Source organism: Paenibacillus sp. FSL R5-192, from assembly GCF_000517845.1.
GTDB lineage: Bacteria > Bacillota > Bacilli > Paenibacillales > Paenibacillaceae > Paenibacillus > Paenibacillus amylolyticus.
Genome location: NZ_ASPR01000048.1, coordinates 328,242 through 349,241, shown reverse-complemented (window position 1 = coordinate 349,241; position 21,000 = coordinate 328,242). Strand labels below are relative to the sequence as shown.

The following is a 21,000-nucleotide window of genomic DNA, read 5'->3' as shown; positions in this document are numbered from 1 at the left end:
GCTTGTTTCAAACTTTCGCGTTCATTCTGCAAGCAGAATGTTTACTCACTCGTTGTTCAGTTTTCAAAGATCAAACTTATTCCATTATCTCTTGTGTTTCCCGTGTCAGCACTGTGTTTCAGCGGCGACTTAAATAATATATCATACGGCTGAATGTAATGCAACAGTTTTTTTCATTTCTTTTCTTTAGTAGTTTTACATTAGCTAAAGCTATCATATCCGTTCCTTATCATGTCCTATCATAGTAGGTCATGCTCATAGGGTACAAATATTTTAACACATTTATGAAAGGGTTTACAATAACTTCTTAATAAAATGCTTTCTATTATTTCCTGAGCAACTATCTCCGTTATGTGCAACTCAATGTTCACTCAAGTAAGCGGGAAGCCAGCTCTCTATTACAGAGCTGGCTTCCCGCTTATATAACAGGTCCCTCACTTATTCATCAATCACAATCCTCAGGTTAGTTCTGTATCCATGGATTACGACGCTTTTTATCGGATTTCCGTTGGTTGGAAGTAGCTGCACCCTCTCTGGATATTTTCCCGGACACGGATACCTTGGATTTATTCTTCAGAGGAGCCTTGCTTGTTCTGCGTTTTGCAGCGGCCGGCTTATTCCCTGCTTGCTTAGACTTCCCTTCCGAATCTGATCCAACCTCTTCAATTACCTGACTTAAGTTAGCGTCTTCACGCCCCCCTTTTTTGCCACCCTTCCCTTGCCCCTGAGGAGGATACATTTCACCAAATGCTCCAAGCGGGGATGGGGGAACCATGTTCTGAGTAGGGTACGGATTCTGATAAGCATACTCAATAGGCTGGTTTGGCATCGTTGATGTGGACATTTCAGGCGGCATACCGTACGAAGGACCGTACATATTCCATGCCGGATCCTGATAACCATGAGAAGGATAAGTATACTGAGGCATATGTGTATGTGAGCCACATCCGCATGGAGGGTACGGAAGCATTGAGTATGGAGATATGAAAGGCGGCTGATGATTCATATGACTAGGTGCTACATACGTTGGGAATGGACTATTCACTTCGCCAGCTGGGGCAATCGGAAATGAGTTGTTTTGCATGTCTGCGGACAGATTCGGCATAACGTTATTGTGGTTATAACCCTGCTCCGCGCCAGTCCACGGACTGTTAGGCAGATCGCTGCCACTATAAGGACTAACTTCCAGAATCCCTGGAAACGATGCATTGTTACTCGCTCCAGCCGTGTACATGTCTTGCTGAGCACCATACACCTCTTGTACAGGAACCGGGATTTGAACATAAGGGTGCTCGGCTGGCGCATGATGCAACTTATTACCACAACCACAAGGTTTTTTCGTTGCTGGTGCAACCTCAGTTGGAGACTTTGTATTAGGCATTACAGGCAAAGGCATAATTTCAGGCGAAAGATTAGGCATTGTGTATTTCTTGGATTCTGCTACCGGTTTTACATAAACTTCGGGTTTAACCTCTTCTTTTTTATGCGTTTCCTTTTCGGGTTTCACTTCAGGAAGCTCCGGTAACTGGGGCAGTACCTCCAGTTCAGGCTTCACATTCGGCTTCTCCATATTGGCTGGTGGTGGAGCAGGCACCGGAACAGGAACCTCTGCTACCGGAGCAGGGGGAGTTGGCGCTACTGGAGCCGGTGGTTCCGGTTCTTTGACTCCCGTGTATTCCTTACCTTCAGGTGACAACTTTTCATGAGCAGCAATATTACTGGCACCCGAATTAGATGTGGTGTTTCCTTGTGCGTGCATAGATGGAATATAAACTGTCTCCCCCACCAGCAGAGCGTTCGGATTTTTCAACTGTGGATTGGCATTGACCATGTCTTTTAAAGGAACTCCCCAGGCTTGTGCCAACTTCCATAACGAATCTCCTTGTTGCACCTTGTGACTGTGGAGCACACCCTCCGGTTTCGGTGTTACTGGCTCTGCAGGGATTTTGACCTTCATGCCAATATCCAGCTTGTCGGGATTTGTGATTTGCGGATTAGCCGCGATCAATTTGTCCAGCGCTACATTGTATTTTTGGGACAGCAGATATAATGTGTCGCCTTTTTTCACCATGTGTATTTTCACAGGGAACTAACCTCCTAGACGTCATACTTGGGCAGTACATTCGCCCATACCGTTACTACATCCTATGCAGAAACCGGGCTAATGACATCAACTAAACAAAAAAAATCCTCCTGTCTCTAAAATCCCCATACGCCAGGTATGCAAAATTTTATCGGACAAGGAGGATTCCTGTTCCCTATGTTATGCAGTTCTAACTTAAGATTCCCACACTTTATATCCATCTTTGTCAACAATCTGACGGAATGCTTCCAGCAGTCTCAGCGTTACCGGACCTGCTACTCCCGTGCCAATTGTTCTTCCATCGACTTCATATGCAGCGATAACTTCTGCAGCTGTCCCGGTGAAAAAGACTTCGTCTGCGATATACACATCATGCAGGGTGAATGGCACTTCTTTTAATTCAAGCTCCAGTTCGCCACATAGATCGATAATCGCTTGACGTGTAATCCCTTCAAGTGCTCCGAGATAACAAGGCGGCGTGTATACTACACCATTTTTGATGATGAAGATGTTATCACTTGAACCCTCAGTTACGTAACCTTGGGAATTCAGCATAATTGCTTCACCAGCACCTGAATAGTTAGACTGGATTTTAACCAGGATGTTATTCAGATAGTTCAATGATTTAATTTTTGGATTCAATGCGTCCGGAATGTTCCGGCGTTGGGATACAGACACTGCTTTCAATCCAGTAAGATACGCTTCCTCCGGATAGATCGCCAATTGCTCCACGATGATGATTACGGATGCCTTAGGGCAACGTAACGGGTCCAACCCCAGATTACCAGGGCCACGCGATACAATAAGACGAATATAACCATTACGCATATCATTGCGGCGCACCGTTTCAGCCATGACTTCCAGCATCTCATCAATGGACAGCGGAATGTTCAAACTAATGGATTTTGCCGAATCATACAAACGATCCAAGTGGGCCTTACATCTGAAAATATTTCCGTTATAGATCCGAATACCTTCGAAAATCCCGTCTCCATACAAAAATCCATGATCATATACCGAAACGGTTGCGTTCTCCTTGGTCACATACTGACCATCCAAATAGATCCATTGTTCTGCCACTGATGACTGCACCTCCATAAAATATCCATTCCCTGTACTCCGAAACGTTATTAACCCGTCCATTGTACACCAAATGACAAGCCATTACTCGCTCATTCTACCCCGACTTATGACAACCTTCTAACATTCCCAAACACCATCAGGTCAATTATCTCGAAGGATATGTATAACAAGGATAGCTACCCAGAACGCGCACCTGACAATTCAATGCTTCAATCTCTGCCATGGCTGCGGTAAGCAATACCGAATCGACCGTTTCCACAACATCAATGTAGAAATAGTAACTGCCCAATCGTTTCTTCGTTGGACGAGATTCGAGACGGGTCAAGTTCAGCTTCCGCCATGCAAAAGCCGACAATACCTGATGCAATGCACCCGGTGCATCTTCTGGCAACGTCACCAGCAAGCTGGTTTTTACATGATCGGGTTCACGTGGAATGTTCACAGGTTCATGGCCAATGAGCACAAAACGGGTGTAGTTGTTGTCATGATCTGTAACCCGTTCAGCCATAATGTCCAAGCCATGCTTCTGAGCAGCAAGCTTTGTACCGATCGCCACCCAGCCCTTACCTGGATTTTTTTTCACAATTTCTACAGCTTCGGCTGTACTGTTCACACCTTCAAGCTCCGCCCCAGGCGAATGCAGCCGAATAAAATTCTGACACTGCGGAATAGCCACAGGATGAGACATGATCTTGGTAATTTTACTAAAATCATACTCGCCGCTCTCCGTCTTAAATTCCGAGCCATGTCCAATGACATTCTGGATGGATGGGTATACCCACTCCGCTTGCATCGGAATGTCCACTTCATTCACAAGCCAGTCCATATGAAGACTAACGGAACCCTCAATGGTATTCTCGATCGGAATAACACTGTATTTTGCATTTCCGCTATCCGTTGCTCTAAACACATCCGAAATCAGCTTGGAATGAAGCAAATCTAATGGTTCTCCGTTGAAAAGGAAATCAATTGCCTCATGAGAGACTGAGCCTTCAGGTAATACTGCAATTCGTTTCATGCATTAACTTCCCCTTTGATTCGGTCCAGAAAAGGACGTTCGTCTTGATCAGGCAGCACGGTTACACCATCCAAATCCGGATCGAGCCACAGTGCAGAAGCAGATATGCCCTCCCGCTCCATAGTGTCCAGCAAATATTGTTCCAATCCCGCTTTCCGGGTGTCATGACGATCTACCAAAGTCAATACGGTCGGTCCAGCTCCGCTCAGGGCAGCTCCCAACGCTCCATGATCGACAGCATGTTCCAATATCTCAGCCATGCCTGGCACCAATGATGCCCGATATGGTTGGTGAATTCGATCTGACATCGCCTTCTGAATCATATCCAGTCGTCCACTCGCCAAAGCGGCAACGAGCAGTGAGGATCTGCTAATGTTATGCACCACATCAGACATGCCAAATTGCTCTGGAATTACATTCCTTGCTTTTGTAGTAGACAGCTGGAATTCAGGTACAATAACCAAAGCCTGCAGATCCTGGTGTGGTTCAATACGTATATGATCTACCTGTTGACCATTCCATGCAGCCGTAATAATACCGCCATACAGAGATGCTCCAACATTATCAGGATGCTTCTCGAGGGATGTGGCCATATCCAGAAGCTTCGCATCGGACAAAGGAGCACCAATTAATGCATTCGCTGCTGCCAATGCACCAACGATGGCTGATGCACTGCTCCCGAGTCCCCGCGTAAGCGGAATATCGGAATACATGGAAATCTCCAATTCAGGGATGGATAACCCAGCTTCATTGAATACCATCTGTGCCACTTCGTAAATCAAATTCGATTTATCTGTTGGCAGGCCTGTCAAATGATTGCCGTGAAGATGAAATGACGTCTGCTCGGCAGGTTTCATTTCCAACCAGGCATACAAAGACAATGCCATGCCCAGGGTATCAAACCCCGGACCGAGATTGGCTGTGCTTGCAGGTATTTTTACGGTTACCTTTTCACGCAAACTCATACAGATTGCTGCTCCAGTTGTGCAATAGCCGCCATTACCGCTTCTTCGGTATCCTCAACAACAAGTGGCTCAGTCGCTACTGTTTTGATCGCAATATTAGGATCTTTCAGGCCATTACCTGTCAGTACACAAACGACAGTCTCTCCGCCTTTAAAGTACCCTTCACTCTTCAGTTTGTATACACCGGCAAGGGAAGCCGCAGAAGCAGGTTCAGCAAAAATCCCTTCCCGAGAAGCAAGTGTACGATACGCTGTCAGAATTTGTTCATCCGTTACATAGTTGATCTGTCCACCAGATTCCTCAGCTGCAGCTACCGCCGTTTTCCAGCTCGCCGGATTACCGATTCGAATTGCTGTTGCTACCGTTTCAGGTTCAAGGATCGGCTCACCTTTGACAATGGCCATCGCACCTTCTGCTTCGAAACCAACCATACGTGGAAGCGTGCTGGATTTGCCTGCCTCTTTATATTCTTTGAAGCCTTTCCAATAAGCCGAGATATTACCCGCATTACCGACTGGAATAGCCAGAACGTCAGGCGCTTCGCCAAGTTGTTCAATAACTTCAAACGCTGCTGTCTTCTGTCCTTCAATCCGGAACGGATTCACAGAGTTTACAAGCGTGATCGGATGTTTGGCTGTGATCTCACGCACAATCTCCAGTGCACGGTCAAAGTTACCATTAATCGCGATCACCTTAGCTCCATAGATCATGGCTTGGGCCAGTTTACCCAGTGCAATGTTATTATTCGGGATCAGTACGATACAATTAAGGCCACCACGTGCGGCGTAGGCCGCTGCAGCTGCTGACGTATTACCTGTGGATGCACACATGATCGTACGGCTGCCCTCTTCCATAGCTTTGGCAACAGCCATAACCATACCGCGGTCTTTGAAAGATCCCGTAGGGTTCAAACCTTCGTATTTGAAGTAAACATTCAAACCGAGTTCCTCAGACAGATTCTCTGCATGAATCAACGGTGTATTTCCTTCCTGAAGCGTAAGCAGGGGTGTATTTTCATTAACTGGAAGGTGCTCTCTGTACGTTTGCAAAAGTCCTTGATATCTCATTGTGGGTAAACTCCTTTATGTTTTAATAATCTGAAATGATGACCTGTTGAACCGGATATGATTAACTTGTACGTTATAACTGAAATAATTGAGATGCCGTATGGGATAAGGACAATTATCCTTCGACCCGGTAAACACTCTTAATGCGGCGAATGACGCTGAGTGATTCAAAATGTTTTAACACTTTATCCATGCTTGCCTTACTTGCATTATGTGTAACGATAATGATCTCGGCATCCGGGTTGTGCTCATTCGGCTGTTGAACAACAGACGCCAGACTGACATCATATTCCGCGAAAATTTGTGTGATTTGTGCCAATACACCGGCTTTGTCGTCTACGTGTAGTAAAATAAAGTTTTTCGACACGATCTGCTCGTCGCTTTGTAGTCGCTTAATCTTATAAGGCACAATTGCTTTGAGACCGTTCACGCCAAGTTTAAGGTTTTTGGTAACCGCCACAATGTCAGCTACAACCGAAGTTGCCGTTGGGAGTTCTCCCGCACCCGCACCGTAGAACATCGTCTCCCCTACAGCTTCACCGTGTACATATACTGCGTTGAACACACCGTTGACTGAAGCAATCGGGTGATTCTGTCTAACCATTGTCGGCTGAACGCTGATCGTGATCTCATCGCCAATACGGTCCGCAATACCAAGTAACTTCATCTCATAGCCCAATCTTTTGGCATACATAATGTCTTCACGAGTTACGGAGGATATTCCTTTAACGGTTACATCCTTCAACTCCACATTGGTGCGGAAACCGAGTGTACTCAATATCGCCATTTTGCGAGCTGCGTCAAGTCCCTCCACATCGGAAGTTGGATCGGATTCGGCGTATCCCAGAGCCTGTGCTTCAGCCAGCACTTCTTCATAGGATGCACCTTCCTGACTCATTTTGGTCAGAATAAAGTTCGTTGTTCCGTTCACAATCCCCATAATGCGGGTAATCCGATCAGAAGAGAAACCTTCAATCAGCGTACGAATGATCGGAATCCCTCCAGCAACACTCGCCTCATAGAACACGTCACATTGTTTTTCCTGTGCCTTCGCCAAAATCTCTGTACCATGTAGTGCCATGAGATCTTTGTTTGCTGTTACGATATGTTTCCCACGTTCCAACGCTTCAAGAATATACTCCTTCGTCTGATCAATGCCGCCCATAACTTCAACGATGACATCAATATCCGGATGACGAATGACTTCCCAAGGATCTTCCGTAAGCTTGGCACGGTCTACAGCAATAACACGTTCTTTCTCTGTATTTTTCACTGCGATCTTCTCGATGACAATCGGCGATCCAACCTGACTGCTCAGATCCTCCTGATTCCCTTCCACAATGCGAACGACTCCCGTTCCGACAGTTCCCAGACCCAACAATCCGACTTTTACCGGTTTCACTAACGATCTACCCCCTAATGTCTATTCTTGTCCGTCAGTCCTGTATGTTAAAGCCTAATTACCCTTGGCCTACAATACGTGTACGTCTTACTCCAGGCATATCTTGCATTCGATCCAGCATTTCACCAATTTCGCCATGAAGATGTGTCGTTTCCACCGAAATGACAACATTGGCTCTTCCTTGAAGCGGGATACTCTGATTAATCGTGAGTACGTTAGCTCCATAACCAGCTACATGTCCAAGCACACGAGACAAGATCCCCGACTGATGCTCCAGATCAATGGAGATCGTTACAATTCTCTCGCGCTCAAGCTGGTTGATCAGATGAATCCCATCCTTGTACTTGTAAAAGGCACTCCGGCTTAATCCGACCTGTTCAACCGCCTCATGCACTGTTTTAACATCCCCAGAAGCCAGTAGTTCTTTTACCTGCATGGTCTTCACCACTGCCTCTGGTAAAATATCTTCCCGTACTAAGTAATAGCGTTCGTTCACAGAACGTCCTCTCCTCAAAGACTCATGTATTCATATAGTGGACATTATATAGGATCTATAACAAAAGGGCAATACATGACACGCCTATTTTTTGAAATACGTTCCTCACAGTATACAAGTTTATCCCTCTCCCATGTCAGGAAAAAACAAAAAAAACGCAGAGTTGCGGGTCAACTTCCCACTTCTCTGCGTTCCTATATCAATCTGTCTCTCCACGGAAGACGGCTACTTAGTAGTAACTGCTACCTTCCACGAATTCGAATTCAAAGTCTCCAATACGAACGATGGTGCCTTCTACAGCTCCGCGCTTACGCAACTCAGCATCCACACCCATATAACGCAGTGTACGTGCGAGTTTCAGTATAGCCTCGTGCGAGTTCAGTTGCATCCGTTTCATCATGCGGTCAATCTTGGCACTTTCGACAACGAACATTTCGTTCTCACGCACAATTTTGAAACCATCGTCTTCTTTTTTGTCCAGACTGTATACTTTACGTTCAGATACATCTGCTACCTCTTCAACCACTCGCTCGTCTGGAGCCTGATCCAGCAGATCAGCTGCACGATACAGAAGTTCTTGAATCCCTTTACGAGTCAAGGATGAAATTGGCATCACTTCAATATCAGGTTGCACTTCACGAACTTGCTGTAAAAATTGCTCCAGGTTCGCTTCAGAGTCTGGCATATCCATCTTGTTAGCTGCTACAACTTGCGTTCTCTCGGCGAGGAGCGGATTGTACAACTTCAATTCGTCATTGATTTTCTGCCAGTCTTCAAAAGGATCGCGTCCTTCCGAACCCGACATATCTACGACATGAACAATAATACGAGTACGCTCGACATGACGCAGGAACTCATGTCCCAGTCCGACTCCTTCATGCGCACCTTCAATCAGTCCAGGCAGATCAGCCATGACAAAGCTTCGGCCTTCTCCTACACCGACTACACCCAGATTCGGTGTAATGGTTGTGAAATGGTATGCCCCGATCTTTGGCTTGGCTGACGAAACGACAGAAAGCAATGTGGATTTCCCGACACTCGGGAAACCAACCAGACCAACATCTGCCATAACTTTCAGTTCGAGTACGATGTATCGCTCTTGTCCTTCTTCACCGTTCTCAGCAAGTTCAGGTGCAGGATTGTTCGGTGTAGCAAATCGGATGTTCCCTCGTCCGCCCCGACCACCACGAGCAATAACAACCTGTTGACCGTGACGTGTCATATCCGCCAGTACTTCTCCACTGTCTTCATCCAAGATGATAGTTCCTGGTGGAATGCGCACAATCATGTTCTCCGCGTTTGCACCATGCTGACTTTTGTTACGTCCCTTCTCACCACGTGGGGCCTTAAAGTGACGCTGGTAACGAAAATCCATCAACGTACGCAAACCTTCATCCACGCGGAAAATGATGTCAGCTCCTCTGCCTCCATCGCCCCCGGCAGGTCCGCCGTTTGGTACATACTTCTCACGACGGAACGAAATAATTCCGTCCCCTCCATCTCCGGCTTTTACATAAATCTTCGCTTTATCTACAAACATTGGTTAACCCCTTCTTCCTATATTCCACACGGCATTCTGAATTGTATAAAGGTATCCTCAGACGGAAACTGCTCCGTTCTGACTTTTTTTCCTTTGAGTACGGCAGTAAGCTGCCGCAGTGTTTCCGGATCGGGTGTTTGATCCCCATCCAGTCGGACAACCACATCTCCATGATCCTGTCCGAAGTTTAAGGTCAGTTTGCGAACCTCTCCCCAAGAAGACCGGCCTCCGCCATATTGATAGGCCCTGATTGCATCAGCAATCGCCCCGGTAAGTGACTCGCCATCCTCGGGAGAGACCAGAGCACTAAGCTGCAACTCATCTTCTATTTCCACATGCAAGTCCAGCGCAATTCCACTGGCACGAAAAGACTGAAGATAAAATACGAGGGAAGGAATACCTAATCTGGAGATTCGGCTTTCTTCTGTAACCCGCTCTTTTATTCTTTCCACACATTGCAAGGATTTATCAAGTTTGCCCAGTCGAAGATATCCATATAACACCTGAAGGTCGTTCATCCAGTCGTGTCGATGATGATTTAATGAAGCAATTGCTGTTTTTTCCATGGATTGTATGATGGCTCTGCGTTCCGCCTCCGCCTGTTTCTTCATCGCATTCACAGAAATGAGCAATACTGCGACGGACCACAATGCGCACACGACGCTTGAGATCATCGCCGGATACAACATAACGAAAACCAAAGGAATCAGAAGTGAACATGCCGCAATCCACGGCACTCTTTTCCAAGATTTCATGGCTTCTCCCCGTTCTACAAAACTCGGTTGGTCTACACCCACCGTAACCAAGTATAACATGTCTCTTCTGCCAGTTCATTATCGAATAACCGTTGAATACAAAAAACCTTCGGCAAAAATGCCGAAGGCTCCTTAGGCGGAATGCCGATATTACGCTTCTACTGCTGCTGCTACAGGAGCAACATTAACAGGGTAGATGCTTACTTTTTTGCGATCGCGTCCCCAACGTTCGAATTTTACAACGCCGTCGATTTTCGCGAACAAAGTGTCATCTTTACCGATGCCAACGTTAGTTCCTGGGTGAATTTTCGTTCCGCGTTGGCGAACGAGAATGCTACCACCAGTTACAGTTTGACCATCAGCACGTTTAACACCCAGACGTTGAGCATTACTGTCACGTCCGTTCTTCGTGGAACCTACACCTTTTTTCGATGCGAATAACTGAAGATTTAATTTCAACATGATTGGTTGTCCTCCTTCTTTGCTTATTTGAATTGCTGTATTTTAATATACTTCCCGTATGACTCTGCAATATTAGAGAGCATAACCACCATGGATTCGAGTAACAATTGTACCTGGGACCAGGTTTCCCCTCTCTCTAACAAAGGTAAAGAACCGCTTAAAAAGCCATTCTTCATCTTGGCATCCATTTCGACACCGGTCAATGTTTCAATCGAGTTCACCGTACCCACTGTAACAGCGGATACCCCGGCACATACGATGTCTTCTCCCCGCTTGGCAAAATTAGCATGCCCTTCAATGGAAAAACGTTCGATGTTCCCGTCCTCATCACGAAAGATTTGAACGATAATCACTTATCGCACCTTCTTTACGCTTTGATTGTTTCGATAGTTACTTTAGTGTACGGTTGACGGTGACCTTGCTTCACATGGTAGTTCTTTTTAGGTTTGTATTTGTATACGATAACCTTTTGTCCTTTGCCATGTTTCTCCACTTTAGCCGTTACAGTAGCTCCAGAAATCAATGGTGTACCTGCTGTCAAACCTTGATCGTTAGATACAGCCAGGACACGGTCGAACGTTACGCTTTCGCCATCGTTCGCAGTCAATTTCTCGATGAACAGAACATCGCCCTCTTGGACTTTGTACTGTTTGCCGCCTGTTTCAATAATTGCGTACATTTGCCTTGCACCTCCTCATGTCTCAGACTCGCCCGTTCTCAGGTGACAGTGTCCTTGCGGAACTGTTCTTATACCCGGCCAGTGCGGTTACAGCATGTGCAAGACCATTAGGCTAAACACATACTTGAAGATTATATCACGCAATATATCAAAAATCAATGCAATGGTGAAATATATCTTTTTCCCGTACCATGACAGGAAGAACACGGCTCCACATAGGGCAACGTACTCTCTTCCCGCACTTTCTTACGGGTAAGTTCGAGCAATCCAAGCTTGGTCCAACCCATTACAAACGCTTTGGTCCGATCCTTCTTGAGCTCACCCTCCAAGGTTGCCGCGACTTCATGCCGATTCGAGGCTTCCTCCATATCAATGAAGTCGACAATAATCATGCCACCGATATCCCGCAGGCGCATCAGACGAGCGATCTCCACTGCTGCCTGTATGTTGGTCTCTGTCACGGTCTCTTCCAGACTGTCACCGCCAGCTCCCGTATATTTGCCTGTGTTCACATCCACTACAGTCAGAGCTTCAGTATGATCAATAACAATGTATCCGCCTCCGGGCAACCACACTTTCCGGGCAAAATCCTTATTCAACTGTTCCTGCACACCATAGGCAGCAAAGATGGATTCTGTTCCCCGATACACCTGTACTTTAGGTTGATGACCAGGACTAATCTCTTCGAGCAATGCTTTTACTTCACGGGCTTGTCCTTCACTATCAGTGATGACTTCGTCACTCCCTGGCGTATACACATCTCTGATGATTCGCTGTACCATGCTATGATCCCGATGCAAGAGGCTTGGTGAAGGCAAACTGTCCGCTTTTTCACGAATCAGATACCACTGCGCGCGTAATGTTTCCAAGTCCGACTTAATGGCTTCATGCTGCTCTTCTCCAGATACGGTCCGAATAATAAGTCCTTCTTCATCCCGCCTCAGTTGCTCCCCAAGTGCCTTAAGACGGGAACGATCCCCTTCACGGGCAATTTTCTTGGATACCGCTACATAGTCAGCAACAGGCATGTAGACAAGCCAACGGCCCGGGAGTGAATAATGAGTCGTCACCCGGGCTCCCTTGCCTCCTACCGGTTCTTTCAGAACCTGAACAATGACTTCCTGACCCGGACGAAGCAACTCCGAGATGGAAGGCTTCACCTTGGGCTGCTTCTCCAGATGGGGATGCAACACATCGTCCACATAGAGGAACGCATTCTTTTTCTGACCAATATCCACAAAAGCAGCCTGCATACCTGGTAACACATTCACGACCCGTCCCTTGAAAAAGGAACCCAGCAGTCCACGATCACGTGTACGCTCTGCCGTAAATTCCACAGCTTTGCCTTCTTCCAGAAGCGCCATTTGCATGAGGTTATGTTCATTATGTACTATCATTTGTTTCATGGCTTCACCTCTAGAAGACAATTCAAATCATCCACATCCATTTCAGTATCTTTTCAATTCTCATTGTACATATATTAACCCATTTCAGAACAGGTCCACCAGAACACTACAATTTATTACCATTTTGTTGAAAATAGGAACCGATAATCCGTTGCTCAGGCAATACGGCCATAATTCGACCCTGTCTGTTCATCACGTATACCATATGGTATCTTTCTCTCTTTAATAGACGCAAAATAGTGTCCAAAGGTTTCGCCGGGAATGAGATTATTGGCTGCGCCAAACTGCCAGTAGCCGCGTGACGAGCAAACGCACCCTCTCGATTCATCAGAAAACGAATAAAGCGATAGGGCACATTTCGGTAATCCGTTACGTTGGAATAGAACAAAAAAAGGCCGATTAACAGAATGTTGAGCGGTAGGCCGTAGTCTCCAGTAAACCATCGGCTGATAGCATATAAAATAACCCCTACGCTACACAGAATGCTAATTCTGTAAGTCCACATTAATGTTGTATAGTAAGGTGCCCACAGACTGACAAGTGCCTGAACAACTTTACCTCCGTCCAGAGGAAGTACAGGCAACAGATTAAATAGGGCAATGAGCAGGTTCCCCTGAATGATATAGTTGAGAAATACCGGATCGCCCAGATTGCCATACTGCAACAGCATAACCACGCCAACCATCAGGATGTTTTGTAATGGACCAGCCAGAGCAATCATGATTTCCCGGTAGGCCGTGATCGTACCTCCATCTTCGATAACCGCAACTCCTCCAAAAGGAAGCATCTGGATCGACAAGACACGATAGCCCAGAAGTGCTGCCGCCGCAGCATGTCCACATTCATGAATAAATACGATGGCAAACAACGTAATAAGCTCAATAAAATGTCCAGTCAGAAGGGAGGCCATCATGATAATTACAAAAAACGGATGAAACGTAATATGGACTCCCCACACCCTAATCAAGGGCAACAACTTCCGCCGGGTCTACGTACTCCTCCCCCTCTTTGACTGCAAAATAGAGCGTAGCCGGTTGTTCACCACCCTTAGCCTTGAGACTCCCCACTGGATTCCCCGCTTCCACCCAATCATTCACGCTCACTTCACTTTCGTTCAGCCGACCGTATATTGCCGTGACATTGCCTGTATGTTGGATGACAACTGTGAATCCACTTGCTGCATCTCCGATAACCTCCATGACACGCCCAGCATCAGAACTTGCGACCTGTATAAGTTCTGCACCTGCGGCATCCGGTACGATCTCAATTCCCTTCATGCTCAGCGCGAATGGCTGAACCACTGTGCCTGAGATCGGTTTGCCCAGTAACTGCCTTACTTTCAATCCGTTCACAGCATCCGTCGTATGTCCGAGGACCGGAAGAAACGAAGGCGTTCCTCCAAAATGCCGTTCATACCAAGCCGATGCTGAGGCAAAATCCATATCCCGATGGAGTGCATCCGCAATTACTGTTTTGGGTGATGTCGTCCACGATGTATCCAACTGAAATAGACCCCATACTCCGCCAAATATCAAAGCGCTAATAACCGTCCGTTTGAGAAGTGACTTGAACAGGTTGAATCTCGAATGCCCCCCTGGAACGAAATGACCATTCTCTTTTTTCCACAACCATTCCGGATCTCTTTCCTGTGTCCCCTCACTAGGCGTAAATGGTTTTGGGTGTATGATCTCATTCTTGTCCAACAGTGAACCTAATTTCTGCTCCTGTAAGACCTCCACAGTGGCACCATCCATCAGTCGCCGGATACGTTCTTCTCGTCTCTGCTTGATTCTGAGTTTCGTGTTCATGGAATGTCCTCCCGCCGAGGCTTGTTTACTACATCCTATGAAGAGGTGGTTGATAATATGAACAAGCCTGCCCGCAGGTAACAAAAAAAGCCGGGCTATAAGCCACGGCTGTCATGTAATTAGATAATGAATAAGTCCATTTAAATGAGTTAACCCATTCCCAAGAACTTTTTGAAACGAGTAAAAGCGCCCTTTTTCTGCTCCAGCTGCATCAATGGGACCGTATCTCCCAGAATGCGTCGTGCAATGTTGCGATACGCAATTGCCGCAAGTGAATCCGGATTCATGACCGTAGGTTCTCCTGAATTGGCCGCTTTGATGACCAGTTCATCATCAGGCACGATGCCAATCAGGTCAATATTAAGTACTTGTAAAATACCATCGATATCTAACATGTCACCCGATTTAACCATATTATTGCGAATTCGATTCACCACCAGCTTTGGTGATTGAATGTGCGAACTCTCCAGTAGGCCGATGACACGATCCGCATCACGTACTGCAGCATTTTCCGGTGTAGTGACCACGATGGCCTGATCTGCTCCTGCTACCGCATTTTTGAAACCCTGCTCTATGCCGGCTGGGCAATCAATAATGACGTATTCAAAATCTTTTTTCAATTCAAGGATAATATCTCTGACCTGTTCTGGCGACACTGAGTTTTTGTCTCTCGTCTGCGCCGCAGGCAACATGTATAATTCTTCGAAACGCTTGTCTTTGACCAAAGCCTGATTCAGACGGCAGCGGCCGTCCGCAACGTCGCACAGATCGTAAATAATACGGTTTTCGAGTCCCATCACGACATCCAAATTACGAAGGCCGATATCGGTATCTACCAGACAAACCTTTTTGCCGAGCAGCGCCAGCGCTGTCCCGATGTTTGCCGAGGTGGTTGTTTTACCCACGCCGCCTTTACCCGAAGTGATCACGATCGCCTCTCCCATGAGCTACACTCCTTTAAACACATTAAAATCTCGGCGTAACCGAACGATATTGCTCATTTTGTCTATCTGCATCTGATTGTCCTGTAAGTAAGCAAATTCCATTCCGGTCTCTCGGCTCTCCCATTCATCGGGAGGACGACTGATGATATCCGCAATCCTTAGCTGCGTCGGTGCAAATACCGAAGCGGCAATGATCGCTTCCTCGTCCCCGCCAATTCCGGCATGAGCCATACCTCTGAGTGAACCCAACACATATATATCTCCGGTACACGTCACTGTGCCCCCCGGATTGATATCCCCAAGAAATAGGAGATTTCCTTCATGATGAAGCACCTGACCTGAACGCACCATACCACACATGGTTACAATCGGCGGTGGTCCTTTAACCTCCGGTTGGAGTGCAGGTGAGTCGATGGATCGAATAAGCAAATTCCCTTTTTGCTTCAATATATCGAGGATTGCTTCTTTCTGGTCCTCTGTCACTTCGCGGGCACCCAACTTGATATCCACATGAACAATCGGTCCGGTCAAAATATTTTGATGGCTGTGTTCCAGCTTATAGCGGAGCTCATAGAGCAATTCCTCGAATTCACATTGATCGTCCAACAGGAAAACCAGGCCGTCTCGGATGCCTTTAATCGTTACGTGATTCGATTTTACCGTCATAAGCCTGTCCCTCCCATCTCATTACATTTCGTGCCCGGGGCCCCAAGTTCCTGCTTTGCGCTCCATAAATGTATTTAGGAAGCTTCTTCTGTCTTGCTCCGTCTCTTGCCGATCCGCTCCAGTTGTTTCCGAAGCGGGACATAAATGATCAAGGCAAACACAAAATGAATGAACAAATTAGGAATCATGTATTCAATCAACGCCCAATCAAAGGTCACGTGGTTAAGTTGGAAGAGCTTGTACAGGAAAAATAGCATGGTGTCATTAAGCAAACTTCCCAAAATGACAACCGATACCATAACCGGCAGTGGTGCACGCGGTGCTTGAAAAATGAGTCCCATCATATATGCCGATAATCCCATCGAGAATCCATAAGGTCCAATCATCTCGCCGTAGAATACAACGTCATGCAATAGTCCAAAAAATATACCCAGTACTAGTGCCGTGTGACGATGATGATATACAGCGATAAACAAAATTACGATATAGACCAGATTGGCAGAAATACGCATCTGCCAGCCAGAAGGGATGAGCAGTGGCAAAATTGTGCCTTCCGCAATGAACAAAAGGAATAGTAACAGGAACAAAACTTGCTTACGTGTTACCATTATTCTTTTACCTCAGGCGGGATAATGACAATCAGCTCTTTCCAATCAAGGAAGCTTGCGTATGGTTTGATAATCGCAGTTCGCGTTAAACCGTACTCCCCAACTTCAACCTTTTCCACTTCACCAATCCGCATGTATTTCGGAAAGTTATTGATGATCCCGGATGAAATTATTTCATCACCCTCTTTGATGTTTGAATCCTCTGAGATCTTGGTCATTTTGAGCATGCCCGTCTTCGGATCATAACTCTCAATCATACCAAATACTTTCTCCTTACCTACTGCCGTTGCTGCAATGGCATTGGATGTCGGATCATTGGCGTCCATGGACGTTAACAGATTAACCGTTGACGTATATGAGCTAACATGACTGATCACGCCGACCAGCCCTTCCTGGGAGGTAACGGCCATCCCCGGCTTGATTCCCGCATTTTCACCGATATCAATGTTAATGGTTCTGCTATTTGGATCCGAATTGGCACTGATAACCTGAGCAATTCGTGAACCGTAATTATAGCGATTCTTCTGTTCTTCTGTGAAATTGAGCGCTTTCTGAAGTTGCTCATTCACTTGCTCCATATCATTGTATTTCAGCCGATCCCGGGTATAGTGACCCATTGCGATGCGAAGCTCTTCATTCTCATCATATACCGTACGCATGTTCGCTACATCTTTGAAAAAGCCCGCTACATAGGAAGCGGGCTTGTAAAATACGTATTGTACAAATCCAACTGAATCCTTCAGGAATTTCTCCGGCCAGGATAGAGTGGTTCGCGGACTGAGCGTAAAGCCCATTAACGCGATAAATGTAACAAGGCCCACCAGCAAAACAAAAAGTCTTTTGTTGCCTAGCAGTTTAAACAGTTCGAACACCCTCTAACATCCATATTCTCTTCCGAGCCATGCCCGGCGGGGAGACTGTCAGACCTGTAGTCCCTGCGAGAATATCAGCCGATCCTCCCCTGTTAAGCGGGTAATAGCTCATCCCCGGGGTTAACCGGGTCCTCTATAAAGATATCTTGCCACTTGGTCGCTATGCCAAGTTAGGCAAATACCAATTAACGTTTGGAACGAACTGCCGAACTGCTTCTGCTTTTGAACAAATGAATATTCTCTAGCGCTTTACCTGTTCCGATTGCTACACAATCCAGCGGGTTCTCAGCCACAATGACAGGCATTCCTGTCTCACCAGCAAGAAGCTTGTCCAGGTTGCGAAGCAACGCCCCACCACCTGTAAGAACGATACCCCGATCCATGATATCGGCTGCAAGTTCAGGCGGGCATTTTTCCAGTGTTACTTTTACCGCTTCAACAATTGCATTCACCGTATCAGCCAGCGCTTCACTGATCTCGTCCGAAGTAATCGTAATTGTCTTCGGCAGACCTGTTACAAGGTCACGTCCACGAATTTCCATCGTTTCTACTTGTTCCAATGGCATAGCTGATCCGATGTCCATCTTCAATTGCTCCGATGTACGCTCACCGATCATCAGATTGTATTGACGTTTGATGTACTGGATAACGGATTCATCCATCTCGTCACCTGCTACACGAACCGAACGGCTCGTTACAATACCACCAAGAGAGATAACAGCCACTTCCGTTGTACCACCACCGATATCGACAACCATACTACCCGTTGGTTCCCATACAGGCAGATCTGCACCGATTGCAGCAGCAAAAGGCTCTTCAATTGTATAGGCTTCACGTGCTCCAGCCTGTTTGGTTGCATCTTCAACCGCACGTTGTTCTACTGCCGTGATCCCGGATGGTACACATACCATCACGTTTGGATGACGCTGGAACATAGAGCGTTGTTTTTGCGCCTCACGGATGAAATATTTGATCATCGTTGCTGTTGTATCAAAATCGGCAATAACGCCATCTTTCATTGGACGAATGGCACGAATGTTACCTGGTGTACGTCCAATCATTTTTTTGGCGGCTTCACCTACTGCCTCGATGCTATTTGTATCTGTCCGTATAGCGACAACCGAAGGTTCTCGCACCACAATTCCTTTTCCTCGTACATAAACCAACGTATTTGCTGTCCCCAAGTCAATACCCAAATCTTTCGTAAAACCACCAAACATAACATAATCTCCTTTTCTGCCTCATATAGCCGCTCCATTCTGATCCAGAGCGTAATAATTTTATTCCCACGCAATACGTGGAGCTAATATTCGCATTTGTTTTTTTGCATTTGTAAAGTGAACCTATCTTTTACGGACAACGCCGTTAACATTCATAGGAAAACATCAACGCCAACCATTATATTATACTAAGCCCTTCTCCTTCAAACTTACGTACGTTCCATCTCCGATAATAATATGATCAAGCACGTCAATGCCAACAATAGCGCCTGCTTCAATCAGTCTCTTGGTTATTTGGATATCCTCCGGACTGGGCGTAGGATCACCACTCGGATGGTTGTGTGCGCACACAATCGATGCGCTGCTGCATTTGATGGCAGCCCGGAACACTTCACGTGGATGTACAATCGAAGCGTTAAGGCTGCCCATGGAGAGTGTTTCCTGGGCAATAATATGATTTTTGCTATTCAGAAAGAGACACACAAAATGTTCTTTTTGCAAATAACGCAATTGTTCCATCAGGATATCAGCTGCATCACGCGGTGTACGAATTGAAGTCGACTGTGTAAGTCTGCTTTTGGCAATCCGATGACCCAGCTCAATGCCAGCTTTCAATTGCACAGCCTTGGCATTGCCGATCCCTTTCATCGCGGTCAGTTCTTCCAGACTCAAATCCATCAACGAGCGAATGCCACCCGCTTCGGCCAGAATCCGCTGTGCCATATGCACCGCGGATTCCTGTCTTGTGCCTGTTCGAAGTAAAATTGCCAGCAATTCAGCATGGCTTAAGGCGCCCGCCCCGTATTCCATCATGCGTTCTCTCGGGCGTTCTTCCTGGGGGATGTCGCGCATCATGTATTGAGGCGACTCCATATGTTCCCTCTTTTCATTTCACAACATTTGGCTTCATTCATGTTCGTGGCAACACATGTACGCCGAACCCATCCAACATATCACTTAGCAAAGATAGCGGCAAGCCAACCACATTAAAATAACATCCTTCAATGCGGTCGATCAGTGAAGCACCAATGCCCTGAATGGCATATGAACCTGCCTTATCTGAAGGCTCACCTGTCTGCACATAAGCACGGATGGTCGCATCCGACAGCTCTTTCATCGTTACATCGGTCTGGCGGTAATGAACTAACGACTGTCCATTGCCCGCATCAATACAAGCGACGCCCGTAAACACCCGATGTACGCGGCCCTGCAGCCGAGATAACATACGTTCAGCATCCGCTTCGTCTAAGGGTTTGCCTAGAATCTCACCATCCAGAACAACAACGGTGTCACTACCAACAATAATGGCTTCCTGCTCGCGGCCTTCAAGCCCGCGATACACGGCAAGCGCCTTGCGCAAAGCAAGTTCCTGTACCGTCTGTTCAGGTGTCCACTCTGGTGGTGTATCTTCATTGGCATGACTTGGTATTACATCAAACGCTAGGTGGAGTGATGCGATCAGTTCTTTGCGCCGAGGCGATGTGGAGGCCAGAATAATAGGGCGCTGTTGTGTGTTATCCAAAATGAACGGCTCCTTATGCCACGGCAACATCCTGTCCGGATCACGATAATAGATGTCACTGGTTTAATTTTTTTCGTCATAACTCGTCATTCTCCTACAGTCTGCGATACAGCCACACAGCGGCAATCATACCGATCAGACTCAGAAGGCTCATTTGAAATTGAAGTGAAATATTATAACTGATAATATCCAGATCAGCCTGTGGCGACCAACGTATGGTCGTGGCTTTCGTAAGAAAGGCTACTGCCTTTACAGGCTGCAGTGCCTTGGCGATCCACGCTCCGGCCATCCAGCCGAGCAGCAGAAACAGCAATAACATGCCGAAGTTTTTTTTCATCGGTAATCTTCCCTCGCCATTTTTTGACACCCACATTATTATACGGGGTTTTGTACGTCAATACAAA

General features: G+C 46.5%; 23 protein-coding genes and 1 other annotated feature. All 23 genes read right to left on the bottom strand.

Going from position 1 to position 21,000, the window contains the following annotated elements:
- Nucleotides 1–463 precede the first annotated feature (463 nt).
- On the bottom strand, nt 464–2,083 hold the full coding sequence (locus C161_RS31720) for a LysM peptidoglycan-binding domain-containing protein (RefSeq protein ID WP_051449933.1): 1,620 nt from the start codon (nt 2,081–2,083) through the stop codon (nt 464–466).
- 195 nt (nt 2,084–2,278) lie between these two features.
- Nucleotides 2,279–3,163: a branched-chain-amino-acid transaminase gene (gene ilvE / locus C161_RS25215; RefSeq protein WP_017692630.1), complete on the bottom strand. Its 885-nt coding sequence runs from the start codon at nt 3,161–3,163 to the stop codon at nt 2,279–2,281.
- A gap of 148 nt (nt 3,164–3,311) precedes the next feature.
- Nucleotides 3,312–4,184 (bottom strand): prephenate dehydratase, encoded by an 873-nt coding sequence (pheA, locus tag C161_RS25210; protein ID WP_036673549.1) that lies wholly within the window; start codon nt 4,182–4,184, stop codon nt 3,312–3,314.
- Nucleotides 4,181–5,149 (bottom strand): homoserine kinase, encoded by a 969-nt coding sequence (gene thrB / locus C161_RS25205; RefSeq protein ID WP_036673548.1) that lies wholly within the window; start codon nt 5,147–5,149, stop codon nt 4,181–4,183. The genes pheA and thrB overlap by 4 nt, the downstream gene beginning before the upstream one ends.
- Entirely contained in the window at nt 5,146–6,216 is a 1,071-nt protein-coding gene (gene thrC / locus C161_RS25200; protein ID WP_036673546.1) for a threonine synthase, read from the bottom strand. The genes thrB and thrC overlap by 4 nt, the downstream gene beginning before the upstream one ends.
- 115 nt (nt 6,217–6,331) lie before the next feature.
- Nucleotides 6,332–7,618 (bottom strand): homoserine dehydrogenase, encoded by a 1,287-nt coding sequence (locus C161_RS25195; protein WP_017692626.1) that lies wholly within the window; start codon nt 7,616–7,618, stop codon nt 6,332–6,334.
- 58 nt (nt 7,619–7,676) lie between these two features.
- Complete coding sequence (locus C161_RS25190; RefSeq protein ID WP_017692625.1) at nt 7,677–8,114, bottom strand: ACT domain-containing protein; 438 nt, start codon at nt 8,112–8,114, stop codon at nt 7,677–7,679.
- A 229-nt stretch (nt 8,115–8,343) separates the two neighbouring features.
- Nucleotides 8,344–9,654: a GTPase ObgE gene (obgE, locus tag C161_RS25185; RefSeq protein ID WP_036673545.1), complete on the bottom strand. Its 1,311-nt coding sequence runs from the start codon at nt 9,652–9,654 to the stop codon at nt 8,344–8,346.
- A 17-nt stretch (nt 9,655–9,671) separates the two neighbouring features.
- Nucleotides 9,672–10,469: a Spo0B domain-containing protein gene (locus C161_RS25180; protein ID WP_235193928.1), complete on the bottom strand. Its 798-nt coding sequence runs from the start codon at nt 10,467–10,469 to the stop codon at nt 9,672–9,674.
- A gap of 90 nt (nt 10,470–10,559) precedes the next feature.
- A complete protein-coding gene (gene rpmA / locus C161_RS25175; RefSeq protein WP_017692622.1) occupies nt 10,560–10,871 on the bottom strand; it encodes a 50S ribosomal protein L27 in 312 nt (103 codons plus the stop codon).
- 23 nt (nt 10,872–10,894) lie between these two features.
- On the bottom strand, nt 10,895–11,224 hold the full coding sequence (locus C161_RS25170; protein WP_036605912.1) for a ribosomal-processing cysteine protease Prp: 330 nt from the start codon (nt 11,222–11,224) through the stop codon (nt 10,895–10,897).
- Between the two features lie 14 nt (nt 11,225–11,238).
- Nucleotides 11,239–11,550, bottom strand: coding sequence for a 50S ribosomal protein L21 (rplU, locus tag C161_RS25165; RefSeq protein WP_017692620.1), 312 nt, complete (start codon nt 11,548–11,550; stop codon nt 11,239–11,241).
- Nucleotides 11,551–11,564: 14 nt separating this feature from the next.
- Nucleotides 11,565–11,649 (bottom strand) — a sequence feature (ribosomal protein L21 leader region).
- Between the two features lie 56 nt (nt 11,650–11,705).
- On the bottom strand, nt 11,706–12,956 hold the full coding sequence (locus C161_RS25160; protein WP_036605911.1) for an Rne/Rng family ribonuclease: 1,251 nt from the start codon (nt 12,954–12,956) through the stop codon (nt 11,706–11,708).
- 106 nt (nt 12,957–13,062) lie between these two features.
- Nucleotides 13,063–13,923 carry a M50 family metallopeptidase gene (locus C161_RS25155; protein WP_036605910.1) on the bottom strand — a complete coding sequence of 287 codons (861 nt, stop codon included), beginning with the start codon at nt 13,921–13,923 and terminating at the stop codon, nt 13,063–13,065.
- Nucleotides 13,916–14,764, bottom strand: a complete 849-nt coding sequence (locus C161_RS25150; protein WP_036605909.1) for a M23 family metallopeptidase — start codon at nt 14,762–14,764, stop codon at nt 13,916–13,918. The genes C161_RS25155 and C161_RS25150 overlap by 8 nt, the downstream gene beginning before the upstream one ends.
- A 149-nt stretch (nt 14,765–14,913) precedes the next feature.
- A complete protein-coding gene (minD, locus tag C161_RS25145; RefSeq protein WP_036605908.1) occupies nt 14,914–15,708 on the bottom strand; it encodes a septum site-determining protein MinD in 795 nt (264 codons plus the stop codon).
- A 3-nt stretch (nt 15,709–15,711) separates the two neighbouring features.
- A complete protein-coding gene (gene minC / locus C161_RS25140; protein WP_017692615.1) occupies nt 15,712–16,374 on the bottom strand; it encodes a septum site-determining protein MinC in 663 nt (220 codons plus the stop codon).
- A 74-nt stretch (nt 16,375–16,448) separates the two neighbouring features.
- Nucleotides 16,449–16,982 (bottom strand): rod shape-determining protein MreD, encoded by a 534-nt coding sequence (gene mreD / locus C161_RS25135; protein WP_036673543.1) that lies wholly within the window; start codon nt 16,980–16,982, stop codon nt 16,449–16,451.
- Nucleotides 16,982–17,854 (bottom strand): rod shape-determining protein MreC, encoded by an 873-nt coding sequence (gene mreC, locus C161_RS25130; protein WP_036673542.1) that lies wholly within the window; start codon nt 17,852–17,854, stop codon nt 16,982–16,984. The genes mreD and mreC overlap by 1 nt, the downstream gene beginning before the upstream one ends.
- A gap of 185 nt (nt 17,855–18,039) precedes the next feature.
- A complete protein-coding gene (locus C161_RS25125; RefSeq protein WP_017692612.1) occupies nt 18,040–19,074 on the bottom strand; it encodes a rod shape-determining protein in 1,035 nt (344 codons plus the stop codon).
- 183 nt (nt 19,075–19,257) lie between these two features.
- Nucleotides 19,258–19,947 carry a RadC family protein gene (radC, locus tag C161_RS25120; RefSeq protein WP_036673540.1) on the bottom strand — a complete coding sequence of 230 codons (690 nt, stop codon included), beginning with the start codon at nt 19,945–19,947 and terminating at the stop codon, nt 19,258–19,260.
- A 37-nt stretch (nt 19,948–19,984) separates the two neighbouring features.
- Complete coding sequence (locus C161_RS25115) at nt 19,985–20,596, bottom strand: Maf family protein (RefSeq protein WP_036673538.1); 612 nt, start codon at nt 20,594–20,596, stop codon at nt 19,985–19,987.
- A gap of 94 nt (nt 20,597–20,690) precedes the next feature.
- Entirely contained in the window at nt 20,691–20,933 is a 243-nt protein-coding gene (locus C161_RS25110; RefSeq protein ID WP_036605903.1) for a DUF4321 domain-containing protein, read from the bottom strand.
- Between the last annotated feature and the right edge of the window lie 67 nt (nt 20,934–21,000).

Coding starts and splice junctions, on each gene's coding strand:
- C161_RS25150 (WP_036605909.1), bottom strand. CDS start 14,764: ATGAACACGAAACTCAGAATCAAGCAGAGACGAGAAGAACGTATCCGG.
- C161_RS25180 (WP_235193928.1), bottom strand. CDS start 10,469: ATGTTATACTTGGTTACGGTGGGTGTAGACCAACCGAGTTTTGTAGAA.
- rplU (WP_017692620.1), bottom strand. CDS start 11,550: ATGTACGCAATTATTGAAACAGGCGGCAAACAGTACAAAGTCCAAGAG.
- mreD (WP_036673543.1), bottom strand. CDS start 16,982: ATGGTAACACGTAAGCAAGTTTTGTTCCTGTTACTATTCCTTTTGTTC.
- C161_RS25160 (WP_036605911.1), bottom strand. CDS start 12,956: ATGAAACAAATGATAGTACATAATGAACATAACCTCATGCAAATGGCG.
- minD (WP_036605908.1), bottom strand. CDS start 15,708: ATGGGAGAGGCGATCGTGATCACTTCGGGTAAAGGCGGCGTGGGTAAA.
- thrC (WP_036673546.1), bottom strand. CDS start 6,216: ATGAGATATCAAGGACTTTTGCAAACGTACAGAGAGCACCTTCCAGTT.
- rpmA (WP_017692622.1), bottom strand. CDS start 10,871: ATGTTGAAATTAAATCTTCAGTTATTCGCATCGAAAAAAGGTGTAGGT.
- C161_RS25125 (WP_017692612.1), bottom strand. CDS start 19,074: ATGTTTGGTGGTTTTACGAAAGATTTGGGTATTGACTTGGGGACAGCA.
- thrB (WP_036673548.1), bottom strand. CDS start 5,149: ATGAGTTTGCGTGAAAAGGTAACCGTAAAAATACCTGCAAGCACAGCC.
- C161_RS25110 (WP_036605903.1), bottom strand. CDS start 20,933: ATGAAAAAAAACTTCGGCATGTTATTGCTGTTTCTGCTGCTCGGCTGG.
- radC (WP_036673540.1), bottom strand. CDS start 19,947: ATGGAGTCGCCTCAATACATGATGCGCGACATCCCCCAGGAAGAACGC.
- minC (WP_017692615.1), bottom strand. CDS start 16,374: ATGACGGTAAAATCGAATCACGTAACGATTAAAGGCATCCGAGACGGC.
- pheA (WP_036673549.1), bottom strand. CDS start 4,184: ATGAAACGAATTGCAGTATTACCTGAAGGCTCAGTCTCTCATGAGGCA.
- obgE (WP_036673545.1), bottom strand. CDS start 9,654: ATGTTTGTAGATAAAGCGAAGATTTATGTAAAAGCCGGAGATGGAGGG.